This is a genomic window from Leucobacter tardus (assembly GCF_017583045.1).
In the GTDB taxonomy this organism is placed as follows: Bacteria; Actinomycetota; Actinomycetes; order Actinomycetales; family Microbacteriaceae; genus Leucobacter; species Leucobacter tardus.
This window is the reverse complement of sequence record NZ_JAGFBF010000005.1, coordinates 208,952-234,540: the sequence shown is the minus strand read 5'-3', so window position 1 is coordinate 234,540 and position 25,589 is coordinate 208,952. Positions and strand designations below refer to the sequence as shown.

At 68.3% G+C, this 25,589-nt stretch carries 24 protein-coding genes and 3 tRNA genes; 6 read left to right on the top strand and 21 right to left on the bottom strand.

Annotated elements, in window-relative coordinates:
- Positions 1-15: 15 nt before the first annotated feature.
- The 5 genes from mshC to J4H85_RS08160 are packed head-to-tail and all read right to left on the bottom strand — an operon-like array spanning position 16 to position 5,302.
- Complete coding sequence (gene mshC / locus J4H85_RS08180; protein ID WP_208238593.1) at positions 16-1,275, bottom strand: cysteine--1-D-myo-inosityl 2-amino-2-deoxy-alpha-D-glucopyranoside ligase; 1,260 nt, start codon at positions 1,273-1,275, stop codon at positions 16-18.
- Complete coding sequence (locus tag J4H85_RS08175) at positions 1,272-2,135, bottom strand: undecaprenyl-diphosphate phosphatase (protein WP_208238591.1); 864 nt, start codon at positions 2,133-2,135, stop codon at positions 1,272-1,274. The genes mshC and J4H85_RS08175 overlap by 4 nt, the downstream gene beginning before the upstream one ends.
- Positions 2,136-2,190: 55 nt before the next feature.
- A complete protein-coding gene (locus tag J4H85_RS08170) occupies positions 2,191-3,519 on the bottom strand; it encodes a M20/M25/M40 family metallo-hydrolase (protein WP_208238589.1) in 1,329 nt (442 codons plus the stop codon).
- A gap of 60 nt (positions 3,520-3,579) precedes the next feature.
- A complete protein-coding gene (locus J4H85_RS08165; protein WP_208240320.1) occupies positions 3,580-4,212 on the bottom strand; it encodes a DNA-3-methyladenine glycosylase in 633 nt (210 codons plus the stop codon).
- Positions 4,213-4,234: 22 nt separating this feature from the next.
- Entirely contained in the window at positions 4,235-5,302 is a 1,068-nt protein-coding gene (locus tag J4H85_RS08160) for a YihY/virulence factor BrkB family protein (RefSeq protein ID WP_208238587.1), read from the bottom strand.
- A 54-nt stretch (positions 5,303-5,356) separates the two neighbouring features.
- Between J4H85_RS08160 and J4H85_RS08155 the strand changes: the two genes are divergently transcribed.
- The 5 genes from J4H85_RS08155 (at position 5,357) to J4H85_RS08135 (ending at position 10,726) form a co-directional block, all read left to right on the top strand.
- Positions 5,357-6,553 (top strand): MFS transporter, encoded by a 1,197-nt coding sequence (locus tag J4H85_RS08155; RefSeq protein ID WP_208238585.1) that lies wholly within the window; start codon positions 5,357-5,359, stop codon positions 6,551-6,553.
- On the top strand, positions 6,550-7,146 hold the full coding sequence (locus J4H85_RS08150; protein ID WP_208238583.1) for a TetR family transcriptional regulator: 597 nt from the start codon (positions 6,550-6,552) through the stop codon (positions 7,144-7,146). The genes J4H85_RS08155 and J4H85_RS08150 overlap by 4 nt, the downstream gene beginning before the upstream one ends.
- Positions 7,147-7,332: 186 nt before the next feature.
- Positions 7,333-9,942, top strand: a complete 2,610-nt coding sequence (gene valS / locus J4H85_RS08145) for a valine--tRNA ligase (protein ID WP_208238581.1) — start codon at positions 7,333-7,335, stop codon at positions 9,940-9,942.
- 2 nt (positions 9,943-9,944) lie between these two features.
- The gene (locus J4H85_RS08140; RefSeq protein WP_208238579.1) at positions 9,945-10,208 is read left to right on the top strand and encodes a Fe-S oxidoreductase; all 264 of its coding nucleotides are present in this window, start codon (positions 9,945-9,947) and stop codon (positions 10,206-10,208) included.
- Positions 10,205-10,726: a hypothetical protein gene (locus J4H85_RS08135; protein WP_208238577.1), complete on the top strand. Its 522-nt coding sequence runs from the start codon at positions 10,205-10,207 to the stop codon at positions 10,724-10,726. The genes J4H85_RS08140 and J4H85_RS08135 overlap by 4 nt, the downstream gene beginning before the upstream one ends.
- Positions 10,727-10,775: 49 nt before the next feature.
- Here J4H85_RS08135 and clpX read toward each other — a convergent pair whose 3' ends face one another.
- From clpX to recO, 14 genes are all read right to left on the bottom strand, one after another.
- The gene (gene clpX, locus J4H85_RS08130) at positions 10,776-12,044 is read right to left on the bottom strand and encodes an ATP-dependent Clp protease ATP-binding subunit ClpX (RefSeq protein ID WP_208238575.1); all 1,269 of its coding nucleotides are present in this window, start codon (positions 12,042-12,044) and stop codon (positions 10,776-10,778) included.
- A gap of 124 nt (positions 12,045-12,168) precedes the next feature.
- The gene (locus J4H85_RS08125; protein WP_243893588.1) at positions 12,169-12,789 is read right to left on the bottom strand and encodes an ATP-dependent Clp protease proteolytic subunit; all 621 of its coding nucleotides are present in this window, start codon (positions 12,787-12,789) and stop codon (positions 12,169-12,171) included.
- A 66-nt stretch (positions 12,790-12,855) separates the two neighbouring features.
- On the bottom strand, positions 12,856-13,458 hold the full coding sequence (locus J4H85_RS08120) for an ATP-dependent Clp protease proteolytic subunit (protein WP_208238574.1): 603 nt from the start codon (positions 13,456-13,458) through the stop codon (positions 12,856-12,858).
- A gap of 148 nt (positions 13,459-13,606) precedes the next feature.
- Positions 13,607-14,965, bottom strand: coding sequence for a trigger factor (tig, locus tag J4H85_RS08115; protein ID WP_208238572.1), 1,359 nt, complete (start codon positions 14,963-14,965; stop codon positions 13,607-13,609).
- A 68-nt stretch (positions 14,966-15,033) separates the two neighbouring features.
- A tRNA-Pro gene (locus J4H85_RS08110) sits at positions 15,034-15,111 on the bottom strand.
- A 176-nt stretch (positions 15,112-15,287) separates the two neighbouring features.
- Positions 15,288-15,358: transfer RNA gene (locus J4H85_RS08105), tRNA-Gly, on the bottom strand.
- Between the two features lie 75 nt (positions 15,359-15,433).
- Positions 15,434-15,982: a gamma carbonic anhydrase family protein gene (locus tag J4H85_RS08100; protein ID WP_208238570.1), complete on the bottom strand. Its 549-nt coding sequence runs from the start codon at positions 15,980-15,982 to the stop codon at positions 15,434-15,436.
- Positions 15,983-16,038: 56 nt separating this feature from the next.
- Positions 16,039-16,111 (bottom strand) — tRNA-Asn (locus tag J4H85_RS08095).
- 103 nt (positions 16,112-16,214) lie between these two features.
- Positions 16,215-17,063, bottom strand: coding sequence for an ABC transporter ATP-binding protein (locus tag J4H85_RS08090; protein WP_208238568.1), 849 nt, complete (start codon positions 17,061-17,063; stop codon positions 16,215-16,217).
- Between the two features lie 103 nt (positions 17,064-17,166).
- Positions 17,167-19,041, bottom strand: a complete 1,875-nt coding sequence (dnaG, locus tag J4H85_RS08085) for a DNA primase (RefSeq protein WP_208238566.1) — start codon at positions 19,039-19,041, stop codon at positions 17,167-17,169.
- 52 nt (positions 19,042-19,093) lie between these two features.
- On the bottom strand, positions 19,094-20,368 hold the full coding sequence (locus tag J4H85_RS08080) for a deoxyguanosinetriphosphate triphosphohydrolase (protein WP_208238565.1): 1,275 nt from the start codon (positions 20,366-20,368) through the stop codon (positions 19,094-19,096).
- Complete coding sequence (gene dusB / locus J4H85_RS08075) at positions 20,361-21,545, bottom strand: tRNA dihydrouridine synthase DusB (RefSeq protein ID WP_208238562.1); 1,185 nt, start codon at positions 21,543-21,545, stop codon at positions 20,361-20,363. Before dusB ends, J4H85_RS08080 begins: the two co-directional genes overlap by 8 nt.
- 91 nt (positions 21,546-21,636) lie before the next feature.
- Complete coding sequence (locus J4H85_RS08070; protein ID WP_208238560.1) at positions 21,637-22,422, bottom strand: isoprenyl transferase; 786 nt, start codon at positions 22,420-22,422, stop codon at positions 21,637-21,639.
- 58 nt (positions 22,423-22,480) lie between these two features.
- Positions 22,481-23,212, bottom strand: a complete 732-nt coding sequence (recO, locus tag J4H85_RS08065) for a DNA repair protein RecO (RefSeq protein ID WP_208238558.1) — start codon at positions 23,210-23,212, stop codon at positions 22,481-22,483.
- A gap of 27 nt (positions 23,213-23,239) precedes the next feature.
- Between recO and J4H85_RS08060 the strand changes: the two genes are divergently transcribed.
- Positions 23,240-24,025: a trimeric intracellular cation channel family protein gene (locus J4H85_RS08060; RefSeq protein WP_307863529.1), complete on the top strand. Its 786-nt coding sequence runs from the start codon at positions 23,240-23,242 to the stop codon at positions 24,023-24,025.
- Between the two features lie 164 nt (positions 24,026-24,189).
- Here J4H85_RS08060 and ruvC read toward each other — a convergent pair whose 3' ends face one another.
- A complete protein-coding gene (ruvC, locus tag J4H85_RS08055; protein ID WP_208238556.1) occupies positions 24,190-24,783 on the bottom strand; it encodes a crossover junction endodeoxyribonuclease RuvC in 594 nt (197 codons plus the stop codon).
- Between the two features lie 10 nt (positions 24,784-24,793).
- Positions 24,794-25,567, bottom strand: a complete 774-nt coding sequence (locus J4H85_RS08050; protein ID WP_208238553.1) for a YebC/PmpR family DNA-binding transcriptional regulator — start codon at positions 25,565-25,567, stop codon at positions 24,794-24,796.
- Between the last annotated feature and the right edge of the window lie 22 nt (positions 25,568-25,589).

Sequence of the window (25,589 nt, the reverse complement as noted above, 5' to 3'; positions counted from 1 at the left end):
CCGGCCCGGCGGCGATCAGTCCTGGCGCTCGATCAACCGCACCCCGAGCAGCGCCTCGACGGCGTCGGCGATGAGCGCCGGACGATCCACGCCGCGGTCGAGCGCCGCATCGAGCGTGGCAAGCATGACGGGGGTGTCGAGGTCGTTGGCGAGGGCGCTTCGCAACTGCGAGAGCACCGTAGCCGCGCTCGCGGGTTCATCGCTCGTGCGCTCGAGCCCCTCGCGCCAGGCGCGCAGACGGCGACCGGCCGTGTCGAGGTCGCTGTCGCGCCACTCCCACTCGGAGCGATAGTGATGCGCGAGCAGCCCCAGCCGGATCGCCGACGGGTCGGCGCCCGAGTCGAGCAGCTTCGATACGAACACCAGGTTGCCCCGAGACTTCGACATCTTGAAGCCGTCGTACCCCACGAGGCCCACGTGGCAGTAGGCGTGCGCGAGCGGCACGCCCGTGTCCGCGGTGGCGTGCGCCGCGGTGAACTCGTGATGCGGGAAGACGAGGTCGGCTCCGCCGCCCTGCACGGTGAAGGGGCATCCGAGCGCGCGTGCCGCGATCACCGAGCACTCGACGTGCCATCCGGGACGACCGGAGCCGAGGACCGTCTCCCAGCTCGGCTCGTCGGCTCGGGCGGCGCGCCAGAGCAGCGGATCGAGCGCGTCCCGCTTCCCCGGGCGGTCGGGGTCACCGCCGCGCTCGGCGCTGAAGCGGAGCATGAGTTCGCGGTCGTACGGCGCGACATCGCCGAGCCGCCACTGCGAGCGCTCGGAAGCGCCCACGGTGTCGAAGTAGAGGTCGTCCTGGTCGGCGTCCTCGGTCGGCACGGTATAGGCGTAGCCCATCTCGCGCAGGCGGGCGACCGCGGCGGCGATCTCGGCGATCTGCTCCGTCACCGCAACGAAGTGATCGGGCGGAACGAGGCCGAGTCGGTGCATGTCCGAGCGGTAGAGGCCGATCTGCTCATCGGCGAGTGCGCGCCAGTCGACACCGGTCGCGTTCGCCCGCTCGAGCAGCGGGTCGTCGATATCCGTGATGTTCTGCGCGTACACCACCTCGAGGCCGGCGTCGCGCCAGGCGCGCACCAGGATGTCGAACGTCACGTAGGTGAACGCATGACCGAGGTGCGTGGCATCGTAGGGCGTGATGCCGCACACGTATAGCGAGGCTCGCCCCGCGTTGGTCGCGGGAGTCTCCTGCCGTCCCGTGGCGGTGTTGAACAGGCGCGGGGCGGTCCCCGCTCCCGGCAGCTCGGGCAACTGCGGCGGTGTCCAGGTTCTCACGGGGTTCCTCCGGAGGTCGCGGCGACGGCTGCGCCGTCGTGTGGGCTGAGCACTCCCGTGCTCAGCAGAACGATGATGGTGATGCCGAGCAGGACGCGGTACACGACGAACGGCATGAAGCTGCGCTTCGAGATGTACCGCAAGAAGAGTCCGATGACGACGAGCGCGACGAGGAACGCGACGACGGTGGCGACGGCCGTGGGGATGGCGGGCGTGGCGGTGGGGTCGCCGATCGACGAGACGAGCTTGTAGCCGCCCGATCCGAGCACGGCGGGAATCGCGAGCAGGAACGAGTACCGTGCCGCCGCCTCACGGGTGTACCCCATGATGAGGCCGGCGGTGATCGTGCCTCCCGAGCGGGACACTCCGGGGATGAGGGCGAGGGCTTGCGCGAACCCGTAGATGAGGCCGTGCTTCCAGGTCAGCTGTTCGATCGGTCGCACCTTACGGCCGAACCGGTCGGCGACGCCGAGCAGGAGGCCGAATCCGATGAGCGCGAAGGCGACGAACCACAGCGACCGGAGCGTCGAATCGATCGCATCCTCGAAGAGCAGACCGAGCACGACGATCGGCAGTGTGCCGAGAATGATCCACCACCCCATCAGTGCGTCGGGATCGCGGCGCGGCACCGCCCCGGTGAGTGAGCGGAACCACCGACCGATGATGCGAACGATGTCGCGCCAGAAGTACACGATGACCGCGGCTTCGGTGCCGATCTGCGTGATCGCGGTGAACGCGGCTCCCGCGTCGCCGATGCCGAGCAGCTCGCTCGAGATGCGCAGGTGCGCGCTCGACGAGACCGGCAGGAACTCCGTGAGCCCCTGCACGATCCCGAGGATGATGGCCTCGAGAATCCCCATGTCGCCTTTCCGCTGCAGCCCCGTTCGGGAGCAGACCGCCGTCTACCCTATCTGTTCAATAGCTGCGAAGCAGGTCGACGAGCACGCGGTGCCCGAAGTCGAGCGCGTCGAGCGGCACGCGCTCGTCGACGCCGTGGAACATTCCGGGGAAGTCGAGATCGGCGGGCAGTCGGAGCGGAGCGAAGCCGTATCCGACAATCCCGAGACGCGCGAGCGACTTATTGTCGGTGCCGCCCGAGAGCAGGTACGGGAGCACCTTCGCATCCGGATCGGACTTCAGGAGGCTCGCCGTCATGGCGTCGACGAGTTCGCCCGTGAACGGGACTTCGAGACCGATGTCCGAGTGCAGCGTCTCGATCTCGATGTCTTCGCCCACGATTTCGCGCACGAGATCCATCGCCTCCTGCTGCCCTCCCGGAACCGCGCGGATATCGACGAGCGCCTCTGCAGTGTCCGGGATCACGTTGTGCTTGTATCCCGCCTGCAGCACCGTGGGATTCGACGTGTTCCGCAGGCTCGCCTGAATGAAGCCCGCGCCCTTCCCGGCGCGCAGCACCAACTGCTCGGGGTCGATCTCGTGCGGGTTCTCGCCGTAGAGTGCAGCGATCTCATCGATGAGCTCACGCGTGGTGTCGCAGAGCGCGAGCGGCCACTCGTGACGGCCCAGCGCGGCGATGGCCTCGGCGAGTCGGGTGACGGCGTTGTCGTGCCAGACGCGCGAGCCGTGCGCGGCGGTTCCTCGGGCACGCAGGCGCACCCAGTCCAGCGACTTCTCCCCGGTCTGCACGAGATAGGCGCGCTGACCGTTCAGGTCGATCGAGTAGCCGCCGACTTCGCTGATGGCGGTACCGGCACCCGCGAACAACTCGGGGTGCTCGGTCACGAGGTACTGAGCACCGTACACGCCACCGTTCTCCTCATCGGCGAAGAACGCGAGGATCACGTCTCGTCGGGGACGCTCCCCCGCGCGGAGCAGCTCGGCGATTGCCGTGAGGATCATGGCGTCCATGTCTTTCATGTCCACGGCGCCGCGGCCCCAGAGCATCCCGTCCTTCACGACTCCGGCGAACGGGTCCACGGTCCAGTTCGCCGGGTCAGCCGGGACGACGTCCAGGTGTCCGTGGAGGACCAACGCCGGCAGGTCCGGATCCTCGCCCGACACGCGTGCCACCACGCTCGCGCGTCCCGGGTCCGACTCGTAGATGCCGGGTTCCAGGCCCAGCTCTCGCAGGAAGTCGGCCACGTACTCCGCCGCGGGACGCTCGGCATCGGCGTCCCCTCCTCCGCGATTGGAGGTGTCGAAACGGATGAGGTCTCGCGCGATGCGGGCCGTCTCGGACAGTTCGGGTTCGGGCTGCGGACCAGCCGTCGTGTCGTTCGCCATGTCGTCCAGCGTATCGAGGAACCCGGTCTCGCGTCATCCGCGTGACGCCGTGCTGCAGGGTCAGCGAGGCGACCCTGGGGTTCCGCGTCCCGGCCGGAAGGCGGACACCGTCGGATCGCCGTCGATCCAGAACCGCCAGGGGAACGCCGGGCCGCCGGCTTCCCCGGCGACACCGACGCGCGGGCCCGAGCGGATGGTCGAGACATCCGGGAGCGGCTCGAGTTCCACCGCGAACGGGGCCGCGAAGAGGTCGAGCCCGTCGTGCAGGGGTCGAGTGACGCCGAGCGCCGCAGCGAGGTTGCCCGGACCGCGCGCCAGGTGGGCATCACGTGGAACGGTGCTGCGGCGCACCGCACGTCGTCTGCGCGCGAGATCGATGCCGCGGATCACCTCCCCAGATCGGATCAGTACTCCGGACGCCACGCCGTCCGGCGAGCACACCATGTTGATGGCGAAGTGCATGCCGTACGAGAAGTACACGTAGGCGTGGCCGGGAGGGCCGAACATCGACGCATTGCGCGGCGTGCGGCGATGCTTCGAGTGGGACCCGGGGTCGAACACTCCAGGCGTTCCGACACCGTGGTACGCCTCCACCTCGGTGATGCGCACCGCGACCTCGCCCTCGGGGCCGGCGAGCGCGAACCGGGCGCCGAGTAATCGCGGCGCCACCGACAGCGCGTGATCGGCGAACATCGAGCGCGGGTCGTCGGAGGAACTACTCACGCGTCTTCGGCTTCGCTTCCGAATCCGAATCGGGCTCTTCCTCCGAGTCCGATTCGGACCCTGACGCGCGGGCCTCCGCCTCGGCCTCTTGAGCGGCCAGCAGTTCCGATCGTGCCGCCTCGAACTTGTCCTCGGCGCGCTGCCGACGTCGCTGCGCGAAGTTCTCGGCACCGAACTTCGCGCGCACGCGATCCTGGGATTCGGCCGCCGCCGTCACGATGTAGCTGCTGGCGATGAGGATCACCTGCGCCGACAGGTTGAACCAGAGGAGGAGCGCGATGAGCGCGCCGAACGTGGCGAGCAGCGGGTTCGACGTCGCCCCGCGCACGAAGAGCCCCGAGAGTTCCTGCAGCACGGTCAGGCCGACACCACCCAGCATGGCGCCGACCCACAGCGCGCGAGCCGGCGCGGAGATGCCCGAGAGGAGCCGGAACACCAGTGCGATCGCGACGGTGTCGATGATGAAGACCACCGCGATGCCGAACGCGCGCGTCAGCGTCTGAGCGACGGGACTGCCCGCATCGAACCCGAGCCACCCGGACACGGTGTCGATGCCCACCGATCCCAGGAACGAGGCTGCGGCGGCTGCGATCAGGAGTCCGCCGAAGGCGATGCCCACCATCAAGTTGCGCAGGATCACCCAGACGAACTGCTGAGTCTCGGTGACCTGATCGCCGATCATGCGGATCGCGGACCGGAGGCTGCCGATCGCGCTGATCGCGGCGAACAGCAGACCACCCATCGACACGATGCCCGCGATGGTGAACCCGGTCGGCGCTTCGATAGCTTCGGGGTCGACGAAATCCCCGATTCCGGGGATGACCGAGTCGAGCGAGGCGATCAGCGACTGCATCGCCTCGGGGTTTCCGGCCAACCAGAGCGCCGCGATCGAGAACCCGAGCAGCACCGCGGCGAACACGCTGAAGAGTGCGCGATAGGTGATGCTGTCGGCGAGCATCGACCCCTTGTGCTCGCTGTACAACAGGAACGCGCGAACGAGCCGCAGCTCGAGAGCCCGCGAGATGAGCTTCGGAACGAGGCCGCGCTTCTGTTCTGGCATACCCCCACATTAGCCACCACCTGCGGGCGACCCCAACCGTGGCAGACTGGAATGATGAGTCACGGTCGGAGGTTCGGGGGCGCGCTCATCCCCCTCGTCGGCGCGACCTTCTTCGCCCTGATCAACTATGCGGCGCTGCTGCCGGTGCTGCCGATGTGGGCGGTCGAACAGGGAGCGGACACGTTCGCCGTGGGGACGGTCACGAGCGGCATGATGGCCGCGACGGTGGCCGCCCAGTTCCTCATGCCCTGGCTCATGCGCCTGCTGCCGCTCCGATCGCTGCTCATCATCGGCGCCGTCCTGCTGGGTGCGCCGACACCGCTCTATCTGCTGCCGGGTGACTTCACCTGGCTAATGCTCGTCACGATGATCCGCGGACTCGGGTTCGGTCTCGTCGTGGTGGCGGGAGGTGTGCTCGTGACCGAACTCGCGACACCGGGGCGTCTGTCATCCGCAGCGTCGCTCTACGGCTTCGCGACCGCAGCACCGACCGTCGTCGGTCTCGCCGGCGGCGTCTGGTCCGCCGAGCACCTCGGCTTCAGCACGGTGTTCTGGATCGTGACCGCGACCTCGCTCGCCGCCTGCGCCTGTGCGCTTCGCCTCCCCGGCGCCGCCCGCGGACGGTTTGCGCTCCCGCCCCTCCGCTCGGTCCGTTCGGTGCTCGTTCCCCTCGCGCTGCTCGTCCTCACGGGCAGCGCGTTCGGTGCGGTGACGACGTTTCTTCCCCTCTCGGGACCCGAGCCGTTCGCAGCCGCGACGGCGCTGCTGCTGGCATCGATCGCCCTTGTCCTCGGCCGGGTCGCCGCCGGGCCGGTCGCGGACCGGATCGGCAGTGGACGGATCCAGTTCGGCTCCGCCGTCTCGGTCGCACTCGGCCTGGCGTGTATCGCCTGGTCGCTCGAGGACCGCCTGCCGCTCCTGCTGCTGGGTTCGGTGCTGCTCGGCGGCGGCTTCGGGGCCTGTCAGAACGACACCTTCGTCGCCACCGTCGATCGCCTGCGCGAGCGGGGTGCCGGGACCGCTTCGACCCTGTGGAACATCGGCTACGACGGAGGACTCGGACTCGGCGCCTTCGCGTTGGGGACCGCGATCGGGGCCGTCGGCACGCCGGCCGCCTACCTCACCCTCGCGGCTGCGGTCGGCGTCGCCGGGGTCGCCTCCTGGAGCGCGGCACGGTTTGGCAGCCCGCCGCACAGCCGAGATCCGGTACTCAGCGGCGGAGCGCACGACGTCGATAGGATCGACCTGTGACGTCCCGCCCGAGCAGCGACGGCCCAGCCGGCCGCGGTCGCCCGCGCGTCTCGAGCCGCGAGGTTCTGGAAGAAGCCGCCTGCGAGCTCTTCCTCGAGCAGGGGTACGACGGCACCACTGTCGCTGAGATCGCGCGGCGCGCCGGAGTCAGCCGAGGCACGTTCTTCAACTACTTCCCGGCGAAATCTGACGTGTTCTGGGGTGATCTCGACGCCGCGCTCGCCGTGCTCCCCACCGCGCTCCGCGCAGCGGAGGCGGCCGCCGATCCCCGGGACGCTGTGCGCGCCGGGCTCCTCCGGGTCGCCGACGAGTTCGGTCCGGATCGCGTGCCGTGGATCCTCACGCAGTTCGAGGCGATGGGCAGTCCTGGCGAGGTCGGCCTGTCGGCGCTCGCGCGACTCAACACCGCTGCCGAGACGCTCGCCCAGTTCGTCGCCGAGCGCACGGGGACGACGACGCGCGCGCTCGCTCCGCGGGCCATCGCGTACGCCGCACTCGGCGAGGCGGTCGCCGCAGCTCAGGCGTGGGCGGAACGCGGCCCGAGGCGGGGTCGCCTGAGCGAGCATCTTGCGCTCGCCCACGCGACCGAGTGATTCCGCTCGACCGATCGCGATGAGCATCGGGTCCGCCGCCTCGTCGCTCCCCCGCCGGGCGGATCCCGTAGACTGAGATGGTTGATCAACCCGGCACCGAAGCACCGATCGCGGCCCCGCGGACGGGCCGCACGGAGAGACGGTGCCTCCCCATCGAACCCCGCGTTCACGTCACTACGGAGCAGCATGAGCGAGATCCCCGACAAGCCCCAGCTGGAAGGCCTCGAGTCGAAGTGGGGTGCGGTCTGGGAGCGAGACGGGGTCTACGCCTTCGCGCGCGACGGGGCCGAGCGGGGCGACGTCTACAGCATCGACACTCCGCCGCCCACGGCGTCGGGCTCGCTGCACGTCGGGCACGTCTTCTCGTACACGCACACCGATACGGTCGCGCGCTTCCAGCGCATGCGCGGCAAACGCGTCTTCTACCCGATGGGCTGGGACGACAACGGACTGCCGACGGAACGCCGCGTGCAGAACTACTACGGCGTCCGCTGCGACCCGTCCCTGCCCTACGTCGACGACTTCGTGCCGCCGCACGACGGCGGTGACGGGAAGAGCGTGAAGGCCGCCGATCAGCAACCCATCTCGCGACGGAACTTCATCGAACTCTGCGAGCGCCTCACGGTCGAGGACGAGCGCCAGTTCGAAGATCTCTGGCGTACCCTCGGCCTCTCCGTCGATTGGGCGCAGACCTACCGCACGATCGGACCGGAGTCGCTCCGCGCGTCGCAGCTCGCCTTCGTGCGCAATGTGGAGCGCGGCGAGGCGTATCAGGCGCAGGCCCCCACGCTGTGGGACGTCACGTTCCGAACCGCAGTGGCGCAGGCCGAGCTCGAGGACCGCGAGCAGCCGGGCGCGTATCACCAGCTCGCGTTCCACCGGACCGACTCGAGCGCGGCCGTCGGCGACGGCGACATTCTGATCGACACGACCCGACCCGAGTTGCTGGCGGCGTGCGTCGCCCTCGTCGCGCACCCGGAGGACGACCGCTATCAGGACCTGTTCGGCACCACCGTCCGCACCCCGGTCTTCGATGTCGAGGTGCCGGTGGTGGCCCACCATCTCGCACAGCCCGACAAGGGCACCGGCATCGCCATGATCTGCACGTTCGGCGACGTGAACGATGTCGTCTGGTGGCGCGAGCTGCAGTTGCCGAGCCGTTCGATCCTCGGATTCGACGGGCGCGTCGTCGCCGAGGCGCCCGAGGCGATCACGAGCGAGGCCGGCCGCGCGGCGTACGCGCAGCTCGCCGGCAAGACGGTCTTTAGTGCGAAGAAGGCGATGGTCGAGCTGCTGCAGGCCTCGGGCGAACTCGTCGGCGAGATCCGTTCGATCACTCACCCGGTGAAGTTCTTCGAGAAGGGCGATAAGCCGCTCGAGATCGTATCGACGCGCCAGTGGTACATCGCGAACGGCGCACGCGACGAGGATCGTCGTGCGCGACTCCTCGCGCACGGTCGGGAACTGCAGTGGCACCCCGAGTTCATGCGCGTTCGCTATGAGAACTGGGTCGAGGGCCTGACCGGGGACTGGCTCGTCTCCCGTCAGCGTTTCTTCGGCGTGCCGATCCCCGTCTGGTACCCCCTCGATGCCGCAGGCAACCCGGAGTTCGACGCCCCGATTCTGCCGAGCGAGGCGCAGCTTCCGGTCGACCCGTCGACCGATGCACCCGAGGGGTACTCCCCCGAGCAGCGCGGAATCCCGGGTGGTTTCCAGGGCGAAGTCGATGTGATGGACACCTGGGCCACGTCGTCGCTCACACCGCAGCTCGCCGGCGGATGGGAGCGCGATCCCGAGCTCTTCGCACTCGTCTCACCGTACGACCTCCGCCCCCAGGGCCAGGACATCATCCGTACCTGGCTCTTCTCCACCCTGCTTCGTTCCGAGCTCGAGGACGGGCAGCTCCCCTGGCGCCACGCCGGCATCTCCGGCTGGATCCTCGACCCCGATCGTAAGAAGATGTCGAAGTCGAAGGGCAATGTCGTCACCCCGGCCGGCATGCTCGCCCAGCACGGGTCCGATGCAGTCCGCTACTGGGCCGCATCGGCGAAGCTCGGCACCGATGCCGCGTTCGACCCGCAGAATCCGACGCAGATCAAGATCGGCCGTCGACTCGCGATCAAGCTCCTGAACGCGGCGAAGTTCACGCTGAACTTCGATGCGAGCGGAACGGGAACGGTCACGGAGCCGTTGGACCGCTCGATGTTGACCCGGCTCGCCCGCGTCGTCTCCGATGCGACGCGCGCGTTCGAGTCCTACGACCACGCACGCGCGCTCGAGGTCACCGAATCGTTCTTCTGGACTTTCTGCGACGATTACCTGGAGCTCGTCAAGGAGCGCGCCCACGGCGCCACCGAAGCCGACGATGCCGCCCGGGCATCCGCGGTCACCGCACTGCGCGAGGCGCTGTCCGTCTTCATCCGCCTCCTCGCGCCGTTCCTGCCGTTCGCGACCGAAGAGACCTGGTCCTGGTTCAACGAGGGTTCCGTGCACCACGCCGCCTGGCCGGAGCCCGCCCACGTGACGGATCTCGCCGCAGACGGCGATGAGGGGCTGCTCGACCTGGTCGGCGAAGCCCTGATCGGCATCCGCGGCGCGAAGTCCGAGGCGAAGGCCTCGCAGCGGACTGCCGTGACCCTCGCGGTCGTCCAGGCTCCCGCAGGCGACGCGGAGCGGTTGATCACCGCGAGTCCGGACCTGGCGGCCGTCGGACGCATCGTCGATCTGCGTATCGAACGCGGCGACGTGGCGCGACCGACCGTCGCCCGGATCACTCTCGAGACCGCGGAGGCCTGAGCATGAGGCTCGGGACGCGGTGGACGGCCGGCGAAACGCCGCACGAGGGCGTGCCGGTCGTGCTGCACGAGGCGATCGCAGCGCAAGAGGCGGCGTACCCCACGGCCGCAGCCTGGACGCTCACCTGGCTCGAGGGCCGCGCACGGTGCGAGCTCGACGGACTCGTCAGGGTCGCTCAGAGCGTCGACGGCACGGTCTCCGTTCAGATACTCGACGACGAACAGGCAGCGGACGACTCCGACGACGACGATTGGTTGGGATCATGAATGCCGCACCGAACGCACGTCTCCGTCGGGCGAACGCGCTGTCGGTCCTGGCGCTCGCAGGGCTGCTCGCCGTGGCGTTGAGCGCGTGCGCGCCGGAACCCGATGAGATCGCCGGAGCCCCCGAGAAGGGGACCCCGGCTCCCGAGGCGACGAGCTGGACGGAACCGGAGACCGAGTTCGATCCGAATGTGAAGTCGACCGATCTGCCGGACGGGTTCCCGTCGGAAGCGTTCCCGGTGCCCGACGGGGCGACCGTCGACGATGCCGGAGCCCGCAGCGAGTTCGAGTGGTTCGTCGTGTTCAGCGCCGCGGACGGTGAAGCCGCGGACGCGCTGTGGAATCAGATCATCGACGACGGCGACTTCTCCGTCGACGACGAGTCACGGAACGACGACGGCGGCCGCAGCGCGCTGCTCATCAATGCCGAACTGACCGTTTCGGCGACGACCATCCCGGATACGGACGGGTCGGTGCTGCTCTCGTACGACCTGAGCAGCGCGGACGACAGCGCCGAGTAGTAGCCGCGCGATCGCCGCAGCGCGGCGCTCCCCGAAGTCTCCCCGACGCTTACGCGCTGCGCTCGGCGCGGGACTGCAGCATCCGCGGCAACGCCTCACCGCGCACCGATTCCGCTGTCACGATCACCTTGGTGATGTCGTCCGACGACGGTACCTCGAACATGATGGGGCCGAGCAACGATTCGAGGATCGCGCGCAACCCGCGCGCACCGGTCTTCCGCTCCACCGCGAGCTCGGCGATCGCCTCGAGGGCTTCATCTTCGAATTCGAGACTCACACCATCGATCTCGAAGATGCGCTGGTACTGCTTCACCAGCGCGTTCTTGGGCTCGCTGAGAATGCGCTTCAGCGCATCGACGTCGAGGGGATCGACGGTCGCCACGACCGGCAACCGACCGATGAACTCGGGGATCAGTCCGAACTTGTGCAGGTCTTCCGGCTGCACCTCGGCGAAGAAGTCGGCCTCGTCGCGCTTGTTCGGCAGCGGCGCGCCGAAGCCCACTCCGCCCTTGCCCATCCGCGTGGCGACGATGTCTTCGAGGCCGGAGAACGCACCGGCGACGATGAAGAGCACATTCGTGGTATCGAGCTGGATGAACTCTTGGTTCGGATGCTTGCGTCCGCCCTGCGGCGGAATCGAGGCCACAGTGCCCTCGAGAATCTTCAGCAGCGCCTGCTGCACGCCCTCCCCCGACACATCGCGGGTGATCGACGGGTTCTCGGCCTTGCGAGAGATCTTGTCGATCTCATCGATGTAGATGATGCCCGTCTCCGCCCGCTGCACATCGAAGTCTGCCGCCTGCAACAGCTTGAGCAGGATGTTCTCGACGTCTTCGCCGACGTAGCCGGCTTCCGTCAATGCGGTCGCGTCTGCGACGGCGAACGGAACGTTCAACTGCCGCGCGAGCGACTGGGCGAGGTACGTCTTACCGCATCCCGTGGGACCGACCATGAGGATGTTCGATTTCGCGATCTCCACTTCTTCGGCAGCGGCCTCGGCACTCGTGAGCGCCTTCCGGGCGCGCACGCGCTTGTAATGGTTGTAGACCGCGACCGCGAGCGATTGCTTCGCCCGCTCCTGTCCGATCACGTACTGATCGAGGAACTCGGCGATCTCGCGCGGCCGGTGCAGCGTGAACTCGGAGGGGTCGGCCTCGGCATGCTGCTCGGCGAGCCGCTCTTCGATGATCTCGTTGCAGAGAGCGACGCACTCGTCGCAGATGTAGATCTGCGGTCCGGCGATCAGCTGCTGCACCTGCTTCTGCGACTTGCCGCAGAAGGAGCACTTCAGCAGCTCGCTGCTCTCGATCTTCGCCATCCGAGGCCCCCCTCAACCGTTCGGCCAATGCCCTTGAGCCTAGCCGTCACCCCTGACAATTGGAGCCCAGACTCGCCGAAAGGCCCCGGGACGACGCCGTGGTCGATCCCGGGGCCCGCGCAAATCAGACGGCCTGCGGGTTCTTGCGACTCGTCAACACCTGGTCGACGAGGCCGTACTCCAGGGCCTCCTGCGCTCCGAGGATCTTGTCGCGGTCGATATCGCGATTGACTTCCTCGGGCGTCCGCTTCGAGTGCCGCGAGAGGGTCTGCTCGAGCCACTCGCGCATGCGCAGGATCTCGGCGGCCTGGATCTCGATGTCCGATGCCTGCCCGTGTCCGGCCTGACCGGTCGATGGCTGGTGGATGAGCACCCGTGCGTTCGGCAGCGCGAGCCGCTTTCCGGGCGAACCGCCGGCGAGCAGCACTGCGGCGGCCGATGCGGCTTGACCGAGGCACACCGTCTGCACCTGCGGCCGGATGTACTGCATCGTGTCGTAGATCGCCGTCATCGCGGTGAACGAGCCACCGGGCGAGTTGATGTACATCGTGATGTCCCGCTCGGGATCCTGGCTCTCCAGCACGAGGAGCTGGGCCATCACGTCGTCCGCTGAGGCATCGTCGACCTGCACACCGAGGAAGATGATGCGATCCTCGAAGAGCTTCGCGTAGGGATCCTGGCGCTTGAAGCCGTACGGCGTCCGCTCCTCGAAGGAGGGCAGCACGTAGCGGGACTCTGGCATCATGAGGCCGGCTCCCCCGGCCCGGGGCATTTCGCGCGTCATCTGCGATTCATTCACTTTCTCTGTCGCCTACTTCCCGGTTCCGCCGCCGCCGACCACGTCACTGGCCGACTCGCGGATGTAATCGACGAATCCGTACTCGAGCGCCTCGGTGGCGGTGAACCAGCGGTCGCGGTCACCGTCCTCGTTGATCTGCTCGACCGGCTTGCCGGTCTGTGCGGCGGTGATCTCGGCGAGACGGTTCTTCATCGAGGTGATGAGCTGCGCCTGCGTCTGAATGTCGCTCGCCGTCCCGCCGAACCCACCGTGCGGCTGGTGGAGCAGCACACGCGCATTCGGAGTGATGTAGCGCTTTCCCCTGGTGCCGGCGGTCAGCAGGAACTGACCCATCGAGGCCGCCATGCCGATACCGACGGTGACGATGTCGTTCGGCACGAACGACATCGTGTCGTAGATGGCCATGCCCGCGGTGATCGAACCACCGGGCGAGTTGATGTAGAGGTAGATGTCGGCCTCGGGGTCTTCTGCCGCGAGGAGAAGGATCTTGGCACAGATCTCGTTCGCGTTATCGTCGCGAACCTCTGAGCCGAGCCAGATGATGCGATCCTTGAGCAGTCGCTCGAACACGCTGTTCGGCTGCTGTGGCGTCTGTTCTGCCATTCGGCGCTCCATTCGTGATTGACTGATTCGAGAGTACCGACTCGCACGCCTCTCCGTGGCCGTGTTCGCCCTGGGCACACCCTGCCGGATACGAACCGATCCCCCGTCCGCTGTGCGGTCCGGGGGATCGAGTTCGCGAGTCGCGTGCGCTGAGCGGAGACTACTCCGACTTCTGCGGCTCCTCGGCGTCGGCCGTCTCGGCGTCGTCGGTCTCGGACTCGTCGGTCTCGGGCTCGTCGGCGTCGACAGCGGTGAACTCGGAGAGATCGACCGCGTTGCCGTCCTTATCGACGACCTTCGCCTTGCCGAGCGCGACCGCGAGTGCCTTGTTCCGCGTGACCTCGCCGACGATCAGGCCCATCTGGTTGCCCTGGCTGATCGCCTGGAGGAACTGCGCGGGCTCCATGCCGTACTGCTGAGCCGAGGAGAAGATGTACTGCGACAGCTCGGCCTGGGTCGGCGTCACGCCCTCGGCTTCGACGATGGCGTCGAGGAGCAGCTGAAGCTGGATCTGCTTCTCGCTGGAGACGCGCACCTCCGCGCGGTGCTCCTCGTCCTCGAGACGCCCCTCGTTCTCGAGGTGACGGTGCACCTCTTCCTCGACGAGCTCCTCGGAGACCGGGATCCCTGCCTGCTCGATGAGCGTCTCGGTGAACAGGTCGCGTGCCTGCTGCCCCTGCGCGAACACGGCCGTCTTGGAGGCCTGCTCGGCGAGGCTCTCGCGGAGCTCCGCGATCGTATCGAACTCGCTCGCCATCTGGGCGAACTCATCGTCGGCCTCGGGAAGCTCGCGCTCCTTGACGGCGGTGACGGTCAGCTCGACCTCGGCCTCCTGGCCCTCGTACTCGCCGCCAAGGAGCTGCGAGGTGAAGGTGGTGGTTTCACCGGCGGTGAGCGTCTCGACGGCCTCATCGGTGCCCTCGAGCAGGTTGCCGGCGCCCACCTCGTACGAAATGCCCTCGGCCTGGTCGACGGACTCGCCGTCGATGCGGGCGACGAGATCGAGGTCGACGAAGTCGCCGGTCGCGGCGGCGCGCTCGACGGTGACGAGCGTACCGAAGCGCTCGCGCAGCTTGGTGAGCTCGGCATCGACGGCCGTGTCATCGACCTCGGCGTTGTCGACCGTCAGCTCGATACCGTCGTAGTTCGGCAGTTCGAACTCGGGGCGGGCCTCCACCTCGAACTCGAGATCGAGCGTCGCCTCGGGGTCTTTCGCGTCGGGCCACTGCGCGACGTCGGCGGTCGGGCGGCCCATGGGACGGGTCTCCGTCTCAGCGACCGCGGCCTGGTAGAACTCGTCGAGCGAGGAGTTCACGGCCTCTTGGACCACGGCCTCGCGGCCGACGCGCTGGTCGATGATCGGCGCGGGAACCTTGCCCTTGCGGAACCCGGGAATCGAGACCTGCTCGGAGATCGACTGGTAAGCGCGCTTCAGGTGCGGCTCAAGCTCGTCCATGGTCACGGAGACCGTCAGCTTGACGCGGGTCGGGTTGAGCTTCTCGGCGTTCGTCTTCGGCAATTTGGCCTCTCATGATCGAAAATCTGGCGGGTACGTGCGGGTGACAGCCTGGCTGGGCCGGGTGACCCTGGTCGGGGCGACAGGATTCGAACCTGCGACCTCCCGCTCCCAAAGCGGGCGCTCTAGCCAAGCTGAGCTACGCCCCGAAACCCGTGGGTATCGGTATTCAGTAACGCGACCAGCCGCGCAACCTGAGCAAGTCTAGCCGAAAGGCCGCGGGATTCGCTCATCCGGGCGCATCGACGCGGAGTGCTCGCTCGGCGGCATGAGGTGACGGAGCGGAAACGACGCGCTCGCGCGCGGACGAACACGATGAAATCGGAGGGGATGACGGGAATCGAACCCGCGTAATCAGTTTGGAAGACTGAGGCTCTACCATTGAGCTACATCCCCATTGCCCAGGGCAATGCGTGCCTGAGCACCTGTTCGATCATAGTGCATTCGACGGCGCGAAGGCACATCGAGGAATCAGTCGCGTGTCGCAGCCCGGTGACCTGCCGTGTAATCGGCGTAGACCGCGCTGTTCTGCTGCACCGCTGCGCGATCCTCATCTCGGAGGGCGCGCACGACGCGCCCGGGCACGCCGGCAACCAGGGAGTGCGGCGGGATCTCGACGCCCTGAGGCACGAGGGCGCCCGCGGCGACGAGCGAGCCTTCGCCGATCACCGCGCCGCTCAACACCGTCGCGTTCATCCCGATCAGGCACCCATTCGCGACGATCGCGCCGTGCACGACGGCGTTGTGCCCAATCGACACGTCGTCTCCGATCACCGCAGCGCCAGAGCCGTCACCGCGCTGGGCGTGAATGACCACGCCGTCTTGCACGTTGGTGCGTGCACCGATGGTGACCGAGTTCGCGTCCCCGCGCACGACGGCGTTGTACCAGACGCTGCTCTGCTCCCCGATACTCACGTCCCCCACCACGACCGAACCCGGGGCCAGCCACGCGCTCTCGTGGATGCGCGGCTCACCGTACCCGGCGACCGCGATCACTCGTCCGTGATGATCCTGCCCCATCGCACGCCCCTCTCAATGCGAAAAAGCCCCTACCTCGACGGTAGGGGCTCTGTCCGCTCCCCCGGCTGGGCTCGAACCAGCGACATCCTGATTAACAGTCAAGCGCTCTGCCAACTGAGCTACAGGGGATCATTGCGTCAGCAACTCGACTATCGTAGCAAGCCCGATCCGCGGCCTGCAAATCCGACGCACACCCGGTCTTGCGCGGTGAAGCGCGGCTCCACCGGGCGCGTCACTCCTCCGCGATCTCGTCGTACGCGGTGCTGCGCAGGGCCTGCGCCAGGCGCTGCACGTACCCGTGGTCGGCGCGCCGGAAGATGTCGTTGATGTCGCCCTGACCCACGAGCCTGCCTTCCTGCATCACGAGCACATCCTGCCCGAGTGCCTCGAGCATGCCGATGTCGTGACTGATGAGCATCATGGTCGCATCGGCCCGCTCCCGATACCACCGCAGCAGATCGACGATACGCGGTCGGTTGTTCGCGTCGACGCCGAGCGTCGGCTCATCGGCGAAATAGACGGGCGGGTCCAGCATGAGCGACTGCATGACCGCGACGCGCTGCCGCTGCCCCTTCGACAACTCGTAGGGGTACTCCTGCAGCTTGCTCAGCGGCAGCGCGACGATGTCCATCATCTCCGCGATCTGTGCCCCGAGAAGCTCGCGGTCGAAGTCTTTACTGCGCTCGGCGATGGGATTCACGAGGATGTCGCCGACGTTCAGGTCGGGCGGCAGCGTCGCTCCCGCATCTTGAGCGAGGTACCCGGCATAGGCCGTCAACCGCGCATGCGTGCGGCGGCTCTGCCGACGCAGCGGCACGTCGAGCACGCTCGCCGCACCGCCGGTCAGGCGGATCCGCGAGTTCTTCTCACCGACATCCTTCGCGCGTCCCGCCAGGAAGCGGGTCAGGGTGGACTTGCCCGAGCCGCTCTCGCCCAGCAACGCCACCACCGTCCCCTTCGGCACCGTGAAACTGATGCCTTCGACGGCGTGGAAGGCGCGTCCTCCGGCATGCGCAGGGTAGGTCAGTGAGACATCTGACGCCAGGATGGCCGGATCGGCGGCAACGTCGGGGTGGGCCACGTTCTGCCTCCTCAGGGCCAGGGCGGTCGGACCCTGTCAGCCTATTGCACGAGCCGCGCTCCGCCGCGCGGTCGTCCGGAGCGTCACACTTTCGTGGATTCCGTCACTGCTCGGCGTCGCGGAGCCCGCGCCGTGCCATCTCCAGCGCCATGAGCTGCTGCTGGATCCGTCTGGACCCCTCGTCAGCAGGATCGCCGATGCGTTGCATCCGCGCGACGAGTTCCGCCTTGAGCGTCACGAGGTCGCGCTCCAGCAGCGAGATCACGACATCTCGGCTGTACGCGGTGAGCCGCTTCGGATCCTTCGAGGGGATCGGCGCCACGGCGAGCTCGCGCACCAACCCGCGGAACTGATCGGGAACGTTCGTGGCGACCCGATCGACCCAGCCCTCCGCAGGCGCGCCCGTGTCGGCACCGAGCGCCGCGGCGATGCCGTCGCGCACCACCCGCAGGCTCGGCTCGGTGACCTGCGCCGTCACCGCCTGCGCCATCAGTTCGTCGCCGATGCCCGCGCGGTGCTGGATCATCGCCTGCAGCGCGTCGCGCTCCAACCACGTCTGAGGGGAGTTCCGCAGGGTCGACAGTCCGATCCGGGGTGCGGGGGGCGCAGCGGAGGCGTCGGCCGGAGGCATGCTGGAGCCGGTTTCGGGTCGCGCGCCCGCCTGGGCCGCGGATCGCACGGCGGCCTGGGCCTCACCCATATCGACGCCGATCATGCGGGCGAGCTCGCGAGTGTACCCGGGACGCATCGACGGATCCTTGATGTTCGCGACGATGGGGGCGGCCTCGCGGAGTGCGGCGACGCGACCGGCCACGGCGTTCAGATCGAACCGGCCGACCGCTTGACGCAGCGCGAACTCGAAGAGCGGCTGCTTGCGCGAGAAGACTTCGCGGAGCGCGTCGTCCCCACGGTGCAGCCGCAGGTCCGAGGGGTCCAACCCGTCTGGCGCCACGGCGATGTACGTCTGTCCGCTGAAGCGCTTCTCCTCGCTGAACGCGCGCAGCGCCGCCTTCTGCCCGGCTTCGTCCGGATCGAACGTGAAGATCACCTCGGCCGCCGAGTCGTCGCCCATCATGCGACGGAGCATCGTGATGTGATCGGCGCCGAATGCCGTCCCGCACGTGGCGATGGCGGTGTCGACTCCGGCGAGATGGCAGGCCATCACATCGGTGTACCCCTCGACGACCACGGCGCGGTGGCCACGCGCGATGGCGCGCTTCGCCTGATCGATCCCGTAGAGCACGCGGGCCTTGTGATAGACGGGGGTCTCGGGCGTGTTCAAGTACTTCGGACCGTTGTCGTCGTCGTACAGCTTGCGTGCACCGAACCCGAGCGTCTGGCCGCTCGTATCGCGGATCGGCCAGACGACACGGCCGCGGAACCGGTCGTAGACCCCCCGATTGCCCGAGGAGACGATGCCGGCCTGCAGCAGTTCGTCGCGGGTGAAGCCCTGCCCGGTCAGCGCGTTCGTCACGCCGTCCCACCCGCGCGGCGCGTACCCGACGCCGAATGTCGCGCACGCATCGCGGTCGAAACCTCGGTCGGTGAGGAACCGCTGAGCGAAGCCGCCCTCTTCGGTGCCGAGCTGTTCGACGTAGTAGGCCGCCGCGGCCTGATTCGCCGCAAGCAGTCTGGCGCGGTTCGGCCCTTCCTCCCGACGCCCGGTTCCACCCTCCTCGTACGTGAGCACCACACCGGCGCGCACCGCGAGTCGCTCCACGGTCTCGGAGAACGTCAGGTGATCCATGCGCTGCAAGAATGTGAATGCGTCACCCGACTCCCCGCAGCCGAAGCAGTGGTAGTAGCCGAGTGCGGGCCGCACGTGAAAGCTCGGACTGCGCTCGTCGTGGAACGGGCAGAGCCCCTTCATCGAATCGGCTCCGGCGTTCTTCAACGCGACGTAATCGCCGACCAGATCGGCCAGGTTGGTGCGACGCTTCACCTCTTCGATGTCGCTCGCCCGGATCCGCCCTGCCATATCGGCTTAGTGTACCGCTCCGGAGGCGTTCGCGGTGGGGGTGCGCTCCGGACTAGACGAGCGGCACATCGCAGAGTCGGCGATGCCACGCGATCGCTGACTGATCGGTGAGCGATGCGACCTGATCGACGACCGCTCGACGGGCATCGGCCTCGGATGCGGCCGCCCGGAAATCCGCGGCGAAGGCGGGCTCCAATTCTGACGCCTCGCCGGCCCACAGCGTATCGAGCAGTTCTTCGAGGAGATCTCGCTGTCTCCGGTAGGTGGGTTGCCGGCGCCCGCTCGCCATGACGAAGGCGGCGACGATCCCCTTGAGCACGGCGATCTCGGCGCGCACGCCGCGCGGCACGATGATGCCGGCGCCGTAGCGGGCGAGCGGTGATCCGTCCGCCGCATCGATGGTCGCCCGAATCGACGCTCGTGCGAACCGCCCGATCATCTCGCTCGTGAAGTTCTTCAACTGGGCCTGGTCGCGGCGCGAACCCTCCCACCGCACCAGCCAGGTGTCGGTCGCCGCGATCCGATCGTAGGCGTCCGCGAGCTCCGCCTCCGAGAAACTGCCCCCGGCCCAGTCGGCGACCGCGGCGATGAGCATCGCGTGGCCGGAGCGCGAGGTGAGGATTTCCGGGTCGATGAAGTCGCTGACCACCGCGTCCTCGAAATCGTGGACGGAGTAGGCGATGTCGTCCGCGAGATCCATGACCTGCGCTTCAGCGCACTTCACCCGGTCCGGCGCCCCGTCGCGCAACCAGCGGAACACCGGCTCGTCATCGGCGAAGTACCCGAACTTCACCGGCCCGCCCCCGGTGGCTCCGCTCTCGGCGGCGCTCCACGGATACTTGCAGCTGGCATCGAGCGTCGCGCGCGTGAGGTTGAGCCCGAGACTGTTGCCCTGGGCGTCGAAGCGTTTCGGCTCGAGCCGCGTGAGCACCCGCAGGGTCTGCGCGTTGCCTTCGAATCCTCCGGCGCTCGCGGCCCAGTCGTTCAGTGCCCGCTCGCCATTGTGTCCGAACGGAGGATGGCCGAGGTCGTGCGCCAGACACGCGGTGTCAACGACGTCCTGGGCGAGTCCCATCGCGACCGCGAGCTCGCGGCCGATCTGCGCCACCTCGAGCGAATGGGTCAGGCGATTGCGCGCGAAGTCGATGCCCGCGGTCGGACTCAGCACCTGCGTCTTCGCCGCCAGGCGCCGCCATCCGCTCGAGTGGAGCACGCGCGCACGGTCGCGCGCGAAGTCGCTGCGGGATCCCGAATGCGTTTCGGGTGCGAAGCGCTCGGCATCGCGGTCGGCGTATCCGGGCGGCAGGGCGCCGCGGAACTCACCCACCGGAGTCGTCTCTCTCGGCCTCCGCCAACTCGGCGTAATCGATGGTGCCGCTCTCACGACTGTCGAGCCACCCCTGGGGCAGCACGGTGCGCTTCGGGCTTCCCGCGCGGCCGCGCGGACCCTCGGCGCCCTCACCCGGGTAGGGCATGGCGGCATCCATCGTCGCGAAGATCTCGTCCATCTGCGCGAGCGCCTCCACCGCCGCCAGCTCGCGACGGGTGTCGCCCCCCACGCCGTACCCCTTGAAGTACCAGGCCACGTGCTTACGGATGTCGCGGCAGGCGCGCGCCTCCTCCTCATAGAACTCGACAAGGAGCTCGGTATGTCGACGCATCGCCGCCATCACCTCACCGAGCGGCGGAGCCGCCATCGCAGCGCGCGCCTCGTCCCACCCGATCTCGCCCGCTTCAGCACGGAACGCTGCGGAGAGATCCCCGAACAGCCACGGGCGTCCGAGGCAGCCGCGACCCACCACGACGCCATCGCACCCGGTCTCGCGGACCATCCGCAGCGCATCCTCGGCCGACCAGATGTCGCCGTTGCCGAGCACGGGGACGCTGGTCACCGCCTCTTTCAACGTCGCGATCGCCCCCCAGTCCGCGACGCCTGAGTAGTGCTGGTTCGCGGTGCGACCGTGCAGGGCGATAGCGGCGACGCCGGCGTCCTCGGCGCTGCGAGCCGCATCGAGATACGTCAAGTGATCCTCGTCGATGCCCTTGCGCATCTTCACCGTCACCGGAACATCACCCGCCGCCCGCACCGCGCGCTCCACGATCGCGCGGAACAGATCGCGCTTCCACGGCAGCGCGGACCCCCCACCGCGGCGCGTCACCTTCGGCACCGGGCACCCGAAGTTGAGGTCGATGTGATCGGCGCGGTCCTCCGCGACGAGCATGGTCACCGCCTCGCCCACGTAGTGGGGATCGACGCCGTACAGCTGAATCGACCGCGGCGTCTCGCTCTCGTGATGCGTGATGAGACGCATCGTCGCCGGCGTCCGCTCGACGAGCGCGCGCGTCGTGATCATCTCGCTCACGTAGAGACCGGCACCGTACTCACGGCACAGTCGACGGAACGCCGTGTTCGTGATGCCCGCCATCGGCGCGAGCACCACCGGCACATCGAGCGTCAGGGGCCCGATGCGCAAGCGCGAGTCGGTGAGAGTTCCAGAGGTCATTCCTCCGATTATCTCAGATCCCACGGCGAGCGGCTGCGGCAGCGGGATCCGCGCCAGGATTCACCCCGGGATCCACGCCGATCGGCGCCGGTCAGCCGTCCGTCGGCAGATCGACCGCGCCACCGAACCGACGATCCCTGGCGTGGTAGACCTGGATCGCTCGCCAGAGCTCCTCGCGACTGAAATCAGGCCACAGCGTGTCGAGAAACACCATCTCGGCGTACGCCGACTGCCAGAGCATGAAGTTACTCGTCCGCTGCTCGCCCGAGCTCCGAAGGAAGAGGTCGACCTCGGGAAGCTCGGGCACGTACAGATGCCGCCCGACGGTGCGCTCCGAGATCCCCTCAGGCGACAGACGGCCGGCCTCCACCTCGCGCGCGATCGAACGCACCGCGTCCGTGAGCTCGTTCCGACCCCCGTAGTTCACGCACATCGTCAGCGTAAGCCCGGTATTGTTCGCCGTCTCGCGCTCCGACGCCTTCAACTCGGAGATCACCGACCCCCAGAGCTTCGGTCGACGACCCGCCCAGCGCATGCGCACGTTCCAGTGGTGCAACTGACTGCGCCGCCGACGCAGCACATCGCGATTGAACCCCATGAGAAACCTGACCTCATCGGGCGACCGACGCCAGTTCTCGGTGGAGAACGCGTACACGCTGAGGTGCGTCACGCCCGCTTGGATCGCCCCCGCGACCACGTCGAGCAGCGCCTGCTCCCCCATCCGGTGCCCCTCGACCCGGGGCAGCCCGCGCTGGTTCGCCCATCGCCCATTGCCGTCCATCACAATCGCCACGTGCTTCGGGGCGGGACCGACGAACCGGGGCGGCTGCGCGCCCGTCCAGTCCACCGGGACGAGCTCGTCGGGTACTCGCTTCACTGTCGTCTCTCCTCATGTGCTGACCGCATGATCGAAGTTCTCACTCGTCCCCCGATCCTCAGCGCGACCGATTCGCGTGTGCATTCAACGATCTCAGTCCGCGCTCCAAATGCCACTGCGTGAACGCCGACGCGATCCCCGCCGCCTGCCCGCGCGCCCGTTCATCCGACGCCACGGCCCGATCCCAGTCGCCGACGAGGAGCGCACGCAGCAGATCGATGCTCGCAGGATCCAACCGCGGCGCACCCGGCACGCGGCACTCCTCGCACACCACCCCGCCGAGCTGCACCGTGACGAGCGTGTGCGGCCCCGGTGCGCCGCAGCGCACGCAGTCGTCGAAACCGGGCGTCCACCCCGCGAGCGACATCGCGCGCAGCAGATATCCGTCACGCACCAGGTCGGGCACGATCTTGCCGGCGGCGAGTGTCCGCAGCGCCCCCACGAGCAGCGTGTACTGATTCTCTGCTGGCGCGCCATCGCTCAACCGCTCCGCCGTCTCCACCATCACACTCGCCGCGCGATAGCGGTCGTAGTCCACACTGATCGGCGGCCCGTACGCCCCCAGCGTGACCGCCTGCGTGATCGTGTCGAGGGTGCGTCCCTCGAAGCACTGCACGTCCGCCACCATAAACGGCTCGAGACGCGCACCGAACTTCGACGACGTGCGCCGCACACCCTTCGCCACCGCACGCAACAGACCGCGCTGGCGGGTCAGCAGCGTCACGATGCGATCCGCCTCGCCGAGCTTGCGTGTGCGGAGCACCACACCTTCATCGCGGTAGAGGGGCACCCCACCAGTATCGCGCACAATAGAGAGGTGTTCCTCGACGAGACCTTCACGATCCCGCTCACGGTGGACCTCATCGCCGTCGGCGTCGGCAGCCTCCAGGGCGCCATGTTCGCCGCCGGCTTCAAACGGCTCGACCTGCTCGGCGTCGCCCTCATCGGGGTCGCCTGCGGTATCGGCGGCGGCCTGCTGCGCGATATTCTGCTCGGCGTCTCCCCCGTCGCGTTCTCGCACGACCTCTACCTGATCGTCGCATCCGGCGCCGCCATCATCGGCATGCTGCTCGCCCGCGCCCTGCAGCGCGTCGACCCCGTCGTCACCGTGCTCGACGCCATGAGCATCGGCCTCTTCGGCGCCATCGGCACCACCAAAGCGCTCGCCGCAGGACTACCCGTCGTTCCGGCGCTGTTCATCGGCACGATCGCCGCAGTCGGGGGCGGCGCGCTCCGAGATCTTCTTCTCAACCTGCCGATCGCCGTCATGCACGTCGGATCGCTCTACGCCGTCGCCACCCTCATCGGCGTGACCGTGCTCATCGGTCTCGTCGCATTCGGGGTTCCCGTCGTCGTCGCGGGCAGCGTGTGCGTGGTCGTGACGGCCGCCGTGCGCCTTCTTGCGGTCAGATTCGGGTGGAGCCTACCCGAGCAACGCGCGATCAGCCGCATCCGGCGGCGCAAGCAGCGCCAGGTAGAGGACGCCATCGCAGAAGCCCTCGCCACCGGTGCGATTCACCTGCCCGACCTCGACGACCTCGATGGGCGCGACGGGCGCGAGGGTCGGGATGGTCGCGATGGTCGCGATGGTCGGGCGGGCTGACGGAGGCTGGTCCGGGGTGCCGAGACGAGCGCCCCACCCGCACGCATCGTCGAGAGCGCGCGAAATCGTGCTTCGGCGCCTGCGAAGGGCGCCAAACTGCGATCTCGGCGGAGGGGCGTGGCGGGGCGGGGCGAGGCAGGTGTGGACGCGCGCGACTCAGGCGCTCAGGCGCGGGCGCCGCGCCTGCGGGCGCCGCTCTTGCGCTCGGCCTCGCGCCAGGCCCGCTGGGCCGCGGTCTCCCCCGCGGGCGCACGGCTCGCGCCGGCGCGGTCAGCGGCGCCGCCGCGGCCGAGGTGCCACGCGTGCGTGATGGCGAGGGCGAGGGCATCGGCCGCATCAGCGGGTTTCGGCGGGGCCTGCAGGCGCAGCAAGCGCGTCACCATCGTGGTCACCTGCGCCTTGTCGGCGCTCCCGTATCCCGTCACCTGCGATTTGACCTCGTTCGGGGTGTAGAGCGCCACGGGTACCCCGCGCTGCTCCGCGAGGTACATGACGACCCCGCTGATCTGCGCGACGCCCATGACGCTCGGCAGGTTCTGCTGCGCGAAGACCCGTTCGAGCGCGATCGCATCGATCGCATCGCCATCGAGGAGTCGCGCGATCCCCTCACCGATGCGGTGGATACGCGCAGCGATCGGCGCATCAGCCGCACTCGACATGACTTCGACGTGCTCGAATTCCACGCGCCGACCGCCACCCATGGTCACCACGCCGACGCCGCAACGCGTGAGGCCTGGGTCGATGCCGAGGATGCGCACGGAGTCCGCGCTATTCCTCGTCGTCGTCTGCAGCGAGTTCGGTTTGCACCTCGGGGCTGAGAGCGAAGTTGGTGAAGACGTTCTGCACGTCGTCGCTGTCTTCGAGCGCGTCGATGAGGCGGAACACCTTGCGAGCCGTGTCGGCATCGACCTCGACGCGGAGGTTCGGCACGAACTCCGCCTCGGCCGAGTCGTAGTCGATCCCGGCGTCGACGAGCGCGGTACGGGCGGCCTGCAGGTCGGAGGCGTCGGTGAAGACCTCGAAGGCCTCGCCGTTCGGCGTCGGCGCGACCTCTTCCGCTCCGGCGTCGAGCACGGCGACCAGCACGTCGTCCTCGGTCGTCCCCTCGGCGGGGACCGTGATCACTCCGCGGCGCTCGAAGTTGTAGGCGACGCTGCCGGGATCCGCCATGTTGCCGCCGTTGCGACTGACTGCCGTCCGCACCTCGGCTGCCGCCCGGTTCTTGTTGTCGGTGAGGCACTCGATGAGCATCGCGACGCCGTTCGGACCGTAGCCCTCGTACATGATGGTCGAGTACTCGACGGCATCACCGGTGAGGCCGGCGCCGCGCTTGATGGCGCGGTCGATGTTGTCGCCCGGCACCGAGTTCTTCTTCGCCTTGTGCACGGCTTCGGCGAGCGTCGGGTTGCCCGCCAGGTCGGCGCCGCCGATGCGCGCCGCGACCTCGATGTTCTTGATGTACTTCGCGAAGGCCTTGGCGCGCTTCGCGTCGATGATGGCCTTCTTGTGCTTGGTCGTCGCCCACTTGGAGTGTCCTGACACAGTGGTTCCTCTTCCTTCGTTC